This is a genomic window from Blastomonas sp. (genome assembly GCF_041747255.1).
Taxonomy (GTDB): Bacteria; Pseudomonadota; Alphaproteobacteria; order Sphingomonadales; family Sphingomonadaceae; genus Blastomonas.
Genome location: NZ_JBGTFM010000463.1, coordinates 1 through 6426 on the forward strand (window position 1 = coordinate 1; position 6426 = coordinate 6426).

Consider the following 6426-nt stretch of genomic DNA (forward strand, 5'->3'; position numbering starts at 1 on the left):
TCGTCAATCGTGACACCGTCCTCGCCCTCGAACACCAGCCGCAGCTTGCCGGGGCCGGGCACGCGGAAATCGGTGGCCTTGTACTGATCGCCAAAGGCGTGACGCCCCACGACAATCGGGTCGGTCCAGCCCGGGACCAGCCGCGGGATGTTAGAGATGACAATCGGTTCGCGGAACACGACTCCGCCCAGAATGTTGCGGATCGTGCCATTGGGCGACTTCCACATTTTCTTGAGCGAAAACTCCTCGACGCGCTGTTCGTCGGGGGTGATCGTTGCACATTTCACGCCCACGCCGTGCTCGCGGATCGCGTTTGACGCATCGACGGTGATGCGGTCGTTGGTCTCGTCGCGCTTTTCGATCGAAAGATCGTAATATTTCAGATCGATATCAAGATAGGGCAAGATCAACCGCTCTCGGATCCACTGCCAGATGATGCGGGTCATTTCGTCGCCGTCGATTTCAACGACAGGCTTGCTCACCTTGATCTTGGCCATGCGGGATCTGCGCCTTTTTGCTGGGAGTGAACGAGACAGTTCCGTCGCTCTTAGCAAAGTCAGCCCATGATTCAACTGTGTCCCACACAATGGATCGACATAGCGCGCGATGCGGACGAATCCACGTTTGGCGATCGGATGGCGGCGACGGATCGCGATATTCCGCTTTGTGCGTTGTCAGGGCTGGTGCCAGCGCCTAATAGGGCCGGATGTCGCAAGAAATCCTGGATAATACGGGCAAAGGATTGGCAAGCTGGAGCTTTCCACCGGTCCATCCCGAGGGTCGCAAATTTGCCGTTATCGCTGCGACCATCACACTGGGCTTCGCGCTTTTGGGGTGGAGCCTGCTCGCTTGGCCGATGGCGGGTATCACCTTGTGGGTACTCGCATTTTTCCGCGATCCCGCCCGCGTCACACCGATTGACGATCGCTTTATTATTGCCCCGGCTGACGGCATGGTCACGTTGATCCAGCAAGTGCCGCCGCCGGTGGAAATGGGCGACATCGACGCGCTGGGCAGCGAACCGCTGTATCGGCTGTCGATTTTCATGAGCGTGTTCGATGTTCACATCAACCGCGCGCCGATTGGCGGCACGGTCAGACGCGTCGTGTATATCTCGGGCAAATTCCTCAATGCCGATCTCGACAAGGCGAGCGATGAAAACGAGCGCCAGCACATCATGATCGAGCGCAGCGACGGCCAGCGGATCGGCTTTACCCAGATCGCAGGGTTGGTCGCGCGACGCATCGTTCCGTTCGTGAAAGAAGGCGATTTCGTCGCCGTTGGCCAGCGTGTCGGCCTGATTCGGTTCGGCAGTCGGGTTGATGTTTACCTGCCCGCAGGCACGTTGCCGCAAGTGGTCAAGGGCCAGCGGATCGTCGCGGGCGAAACCGTGCTGGCAGTCATCGGCGACAGTCCATTACGCGAAGGCGTGGCGCATTGATGGCGCTTTCGCAAGCGTCTGGCCCGGTCAGCGGTCGCCATGACTGATCCTGATCCGCGCGAACGGCGTGGTCGGCGCGGGCCGATCCGCTATCTTGCCGGCAAGCGTCTGCGGCTGCGCGAGGGCCTCACCCTGCGCGCGATGGTGCCCAATGCGATAACACTCGCGGCGTTATGCTGCGGACTTTCAGGCGTGCGCTTTGCGCTGGCGGAGCAATGGCCGCTGGCTGCAGGCGCGATTGTGCTTGCAGGCGTGCTGGATGGGATCGACGGGCGGGTCGCCCGGCTGCTGAAGGCGCAGAGCCGATTTGGTGCCGAACTCGATTCGCTCGCCGACAACATCGCGTTCGGCGTTTCGCCTGCGCTGGTTCTGTTTCTCTGGTCACTCGGTGATCTGCCCAGATTTGGCTGGCTGGTGGCGCTGGCGCTGGCGATCTGCTGCGCGCTGCGCCTCGCGCGGTTCAACGCCCAGATCGATATGGAAGATCAGCCGCATAAGTCAGCAGGCTATATGACCGGCGTGCCTGCCCCAGCCGGTGCAGGGCTGGCGATGCTGCCGCTGTATCTGTGGATGGAAACCGGGATAGACGTGCTGCGCAGTTACGCGGTGGTCGGCCCGTGGGTCTTGCTGGTCGCGTTTTTGATGATCTCGAATGTCGCAACGTTCAGCTGGTCATCGTTGCGCCTGCGCAAAAATATCAGGCTGGAGGCGCTGGCGATCTTTGCGCTGGTGGCTGGCGCCCTGCTTACCGTCCCCTGGGTCACGCTCAGCGCGATCTCCATCGTCTATCTCGCACTGATCCCGTTTGGCATCCGCTCCTACGCGCGGATCAGGCGGCAGCGCGCCAGTCGCAAGGGCTGATTGCGTTCATGGCTGACGGGCCGCGTTGTGACAGGGCAATCACCGATCCCCAGGACCAAGCCGGTGCGGCAGCCGGCGTATAGGTGCGCGGGGCAAGCATCGTGACCCGCACGTCGCGGCTGCCTTTGGTCGCCTGATACTCAGCAACCAGCGCGTCCATCTGTTCTGTCGCGCTGAAAAACGCGTCGATAATCGTCTTCAGCGCAAAACCTGCGGCACAGACGAAAAACAACGCGACCAAAAGTGCAAACATGAAACCCATTCCTTCTGTTTGCCGACTGCGATCTTACCGCCTGGCCGACCTGTGGAAAACGCTGTGGACAAGTGCTAGTTCCGGATGGCTCGCCGGGCGAATACGATTAACCCTGTTTGTCTCCTCTATGTTCTATATTTGTTTCACTGCGTCAAGCCGAATGATCATCTGTATGCGACAAAAAGAGATGGATTTTGCGGGCAGTTGCCGATAAGGGCCGCGTTGCTCGTGCGTTATGCACGGCAAATCCACATGGAAAACATACATACCGGTGCCCCGGTGACCCTTTCAGGGCTCTCCCAAGGTTTCCCGTTTTCCAGAGGCACAACCGGAAAGGACTAAGCTTATGGCGGCACCTGTCGTCTCAATGCAGCAATTGATCGAAGCTGGCGCGCACTTTGGCCACCAGACCCACCGTTGGAATCCGCGCATGAAGCCGTATATCTTCGGCGCGCGCAACGGCATCCACATCCTCGACCTGTCGCAGACTGTTCCGCTGTTCGCGCGCGCGCTCGAGTTCGTCTCGGCCACCGTTCAGGCGGGCGGCAAGGTGCTGTTCGTCGGCACCAAGCGTCAGGCACAGTCGCCGATTGCCGATGCGGCCCGCGCCAGCGGCCAGCATTTCGTCAACCACCGCTGGCTGGGCGGCATGCTCACCAACTGGAAGACGATTTCGGGTTCGATCAAGCGCCTCAAAACGCTCGAAGAGCAGCTTGCCGGCGACACCTCGGGCTTCACCAAGAAAGAAGTGCTGCAGCTGACCCGCGAACGCGACAAGCTGGAATTGTCGTTGGGCGGCATCCGCGACATGGGCGGCATTCCAGACGTGATGTTCGTGATCGATGCGAACAAGGAAGATCTCGCCATCAAGGAAGCCAATGTGCTTGGCATCCCGGTGATCGCGATCCTCGATTCGAACGTCGATCCGCAGGGCATCGCTTTTCCGGTTCCGGCCAATGACGATGCCGCGCGCGCCGTGCGCCTGTATTGCGATGCGATTGCCGCTGCTGCCACCAAGGGGCGCACCGGTGCCGTGGTCGAATCGGGCCAGGATGTCGGCGCGATGGCTGAACCGCCGGCAGAAGCCGCGCTTGAGGAAGCACCGGCCGAGCCTGAAGTTTCGGCAGCCGAGTTCGCGATGCCTGAATCGATGGCAGAAGCGACGCCGGAAACGACTGGCGACGAAGCACCTGCTGCCTGATGTGGCTAGGGCGAGCGTGGCTTGCCTTGCCAACTCAAAACGCCGCTTCGCAAAATTGACACATGACGGGGCTACGGGCCGGGCAATGGTCCGCACCTGCGGCCCCGTCAGGTCTATACATTACAAGGGATAAGAACCATGGCTGTTGTAACCGCTGCTATTGTCAAGGAACTGCGCGAGCGCTCGGGCGCCGGCATGATGGATTGCAAGAAGGCGTTGGCTGAAACCGACGGTGATCTGGAAGCTGCGGTCGATCTGCTGCGTTCCAAGGGCTTGGCTGCCGCGCAGAAGAAGTCGAGCCGCACCGCTGCAGAAGGCCTGGTCGGCATCGCTGTCGAAGGCCTGAAAGGCGTCGCGGTTGAAGTGAACAGCGAAACCGATTTCGTCGCCAAGAACGAGCAGTTCCAGGATTTCGTGCGCAAGGTGACCGCCGTCGCGTTCACCGTGAGCGGTGACGATGTTGAGGCGCTTAAGTCGGCTGCCTATCCCGACGGCGGCACTGTGGCTGAAAAGCTGACCGCAAGCATCGCCACCATCGGTGAGAACCAGTCGATCCGCCGCCTCAAGACCGTCATGGTCAGCCAGGGCGCGGTCGTGTCGTACATGCACAATGTCGTCTCGCCCAACCTCGGCAAGATCGGCGTGCTGGTTGCGCTTGAGGGCGATGTGGGTGCCGACGTGCTCGAACCGCTGGGCAAGCAGATCGGCATGCACATTGCCGCCGCCTTCCCGCTCGCGCTGCACGCCGACGGCCTTGACGCCGAGCTGATCGCGCGCGAACGCAAGATCGCCGAAGAAAAGGCAGCCGAAAGCGGAAAACCCATCGAGGTGCAGGCCAAGATGGTCGATGGCGCGATTGCCAAGTTCGCCAAGGAAAACGCGCTGCTCAGCCAGCTGTTCGTGATCGACGGCAAGACGCCGGTCGCAGATGTGGTGGCCAAGGCCGCCAAGGACGCGGGCGGCACGATCACGCTCAAGGACTATGTCCGCTTCCAGCTCGGCGAAGGCATCGAGAAGGAAGAAACCGATTTCGCTGCCGAAGTGGCGGCGGCTGCGGGGCTGTAAGCCAGCCCTGCAATACCAGTTCATGGCGGGTGGCGACGGCTGCCCGCCATGATCCTGCGGACCCAAGCGTGCCAAAAGCCGCGTCCACAGACTGCGCTTACGATGTTTGCCAATCATGCTTGGCAGTCGGTCCGCCTGTGACTATGGTGCGCGCCAGTCGCCGATATGGCCCGCCTGCCCCGCCTTTATCACCGGAAAAACAATGACCAGCCCCTCCTATCGCCGCATTCTCTTGAAGCTGTCAGGGGAAGCTTTGATGGGTGACAGCCAATATGGCATCGATCCGGCCACGGTCACGCGAATGGCGGGCGAGGTCAAGACCGCCAAGGACACCGGGCTGGAAATCTGCCTGGTTATCGGCGGCGGCAACATTTTTCGCGGCATGGCTGGTGCGGCCAAGGGCATGGACCGCGCCCAGGCCGACTATATGGGCATGCTTGCCACGGTCATGAATGCGCTCGCCATGCAAAGTGCGCTTGAGCAACTGGGCGTCGAGACGCGAGTCCAGTCAGCAATCGAGATGGACAAGGTGTGCGAGCCGGTGATCCGCAGGCGCGCCCAGCGCCATCTTGAAAAGGGCCGCGTCGTCATTTTTGCCGCAGGCGTCGGTGCGCCCTATTTCACCACCGATTCCGGCGCGGCACTGCGCGCGGCGGAAATGAAGTGCGATGCATTGCTCAAGGGCACCAGCGTCGATGGCGTCTACAACGCCGATCCCAAGCTGGATCCGGCCGCCGTGCGTTATGAAACATTGAGTTATGACCGGGTGTTGCAGGATAACCTCAAGGTCATGGATGCCAGCGCGGTGGCGCTGTGCCGTGACAATGCCATTCCCATCGTCGTCTTTTCGATCCGCGAGCAGGGCAACCTGGCAAAAGTATTGCGCGGCGAAGGCACGGCAACGACCGTAAAACCAAAGGATTGAGAACGTGGCCCAGTTTGACAAGAAAGACCTTGAGCGCCGGATGAACGGCGCGGTGGAATCGCTGAAAGGCGACCTGTCCGGTCTGCGCACCGGTCGTGCCAACACCGCACTGCTCGATCCGGTCATGGTTGAGGTCTACGGCGCGCAGATGCCGTTGACCCAGATCGCCACGGTCTCGGTGCCCGAACCGCGGATGATGTCCGTTCAGGTGTGGGACAAATCGAACGTCGGCCCTGCGGACAAGGCGATCCGCTCGGCGGGTCTTGGCCTCAACCCGATTGTCGATGGCACGACGCTGCGGCTGCCGATCCCCGACCTTACCGAAGAGCGTCGCAAGGAGCTGGCCAAGCTCGCCAGCCAATATGCCGAAAAAGCGCGTATCGCGATCCGTAATGTCCGACGCGATGGCATGGACGCGCTCAAGGCTGATGAGAAAAAAAGCTTCATCAGCGAAGACGAGCGCAAGCGCTCTGAAACCGAGGTGCAGAAGTTGACCGATGATATCATCGCGCAGGCCGACGCGGCCGCTGCCCAAAAGGAAAAGGAAATTCTGGGCCAGTGATCTTTCGCGCCGGCAGCAAGGGGCTGAAAGAGCAACCGGGCACCGCGCTGCCCCTGCCCGGCGCTGGCGGCGCTGGCCATGGGGTGCGCCACGCGGCGATCATCATGGATGGCAATGG

8 protein-coding genes are annotated in these 6426 nt (G+C 61.1%); 6 read left to right on the top strand and 2 right to left on the bottom strand.

From position 1 onward, the window contains the following. A partial coding sequence (locus tag ACEW8G_RS15370; RefSeq protein ID WP_373489271.1) for an isocitrate/isopropylmalate family dehydrogenase occupies positions 1-497 on the bottom strand: 497 nt, incomplete at its 3' end. Between the two features lie 209 nt (positions 498-706). Here ACEW8G_RS15370 and ACEW8G_RS15375 point away from each other — a divergent pair. Both ACEW8G_RS15375 and ACEW8G_RS15380 read left to right on the top strand, forming a co-directional pair. Continuing rightward, positions 707-1441 carry a phosphatidylserine decarboxylase gene (locus ACEW8G_RS15375; protein WP_373489272.1) on the top strand — a complete coding sequence of 245 codons (735 nt, stop codon included), beginning with the start codon at positions 707-709 and terminating at the stop codon, positions 1439-1441. A gap of 39 nt (positions 1442-1480) precedes the next feature. After that, positions 1481-2302 carry a phosphatidylcholine/phosphatidylserine synthase gene (locus tag ACEW8G_RS15380; RefSeq protein WP_373489273.1) on the top strand — a complete coding sequence of 274 codons (822 nt, stop codon included), beginning with the start codon at positions 1481-1483 and terminating at the stop codon, positions 2300-2302. On the opposite strand, the gene ACEW8G_RS15385 is transcribed toward ACEW8G_RS15380, so the two are convergent. Continuing rightward, the gene (locus ACEW8G_RS15385; RefSeq protein WP_373489274.1) at positions 2271-2555 is read right to left on the bottom strand and encodes a hypothetical protein; all 285 of its coding nucleotides are present in this window, start codon (positions 2553-2555) and stop codon (positions 2271-2273) included. The genes ACEW8G_RS15380 and ACEW8G_RS15385 overlap by 32 nt on opposite strands. Positions 2556-2901: 346 nt before the next feature. Here ACEW8G_RS15385 and rpsB point away from each other — a divergent pair, with 346 nt between their 5' ends. The 4 genes from rpsB to frr all read left to right on the top strand — a co-directional run bounded on the left by rpsB (position 2902) and on the right by frr (position 6308). Further along, positions 2902-3756 (top strand): 30S ribosomal protein S2, encoded by an 855-nt coding sequence (gene rpsB, locus ACEW8G_RS15390; protein WP_373489275.1) that lies wholly within the window; start codon positions 2902-2904, stop codon positions 3754-3756. A gap of 138 nt (positions 3757-3894) precedes the next feature. Then, complete coding sequence (gene tsf, locus ACEW8G_RS15395; RefSeq protein ID WP_373489276.1) at positions 3895-4821, top strand: translation elongation factor Ts; 927 nt, start codon at positions 3895-3897, stop codon at positions 4819-4821. A 202-nt stretch (positions 4822-5023) separates the two neighbouring features. Next, the gene (pyrH, locus tag ACEW8G_RS15400; protein WP_373489277.1) at positions 5024-5746 is read left to right on the top strand and encodes a UMP kinase; all 723 of its coding nucleotides are present in this window, start codon (positions 5024-5026) and stop codon (positions 5744-5746) included. A gap of 4 nt (positions 5747-5750) precedes the next feature. Beyond that, positions 5751-6308 carry a ribosome recycling factor gene (gene frr, locus ACEW8G_RS15405; protein ID WP_373489278.1) on the top strand — a complete coding sequence of 186 codons (558 nt, stop codon included), beginning with the start codon at positions 5751-5753 and terminating at the stop codon, positions 6306-6308. The last annotated feature ends 118 nt before the right edge of the window (positions 6309-6426 follow it).

Excerpts from the sequence above, each read along its gene's own strand:
- ACEW8G_RS15385 (WP_373489274.1), bottom strand. The coding sequence starts at position 2,555 with ATGTTTGCACTTTTGGTCGCGTTGTTTTTCGTCTGTGCCGCAGGTTTT.
- pyrH (WP_373489277.1), top strand. The coding sequence starts at position 5,024 with ATGACCAGCCCCTCCTATCGCCGCATTCTCTTGAAGCTGTCAGGGGAA.
- ACEW8G_RS15380 (WP_373489273.1), top strand. The coding sequence starts at position 1,481 with ATGACTGATCCTGATCCGCGCGAACGGCGTGGTCGGCGCGGGCCGATC.
- tsf (WP_373489276.1), top strand. The coding sequence starts at position 3,895 with ATGGCTGTTGTAACCGCTGCTATTGTCAAGGAACTGCGCGAGCGCTCG.
- rpsB (WP_373489275.1), top strand. The coding sequence starts at position 2,902 with ATGGCGGCACCTGTCGTCTCAATGCAGCAATTGATCGAAGCTGGCGCG.
- ACEW8G_RS15375 (WP_373489272.1), top strand. The coding sequence starts at position 707 with ATGTCGCAAGAAATCCTGGATAATACGGGCAAAGGATTGGCAAGCTGG.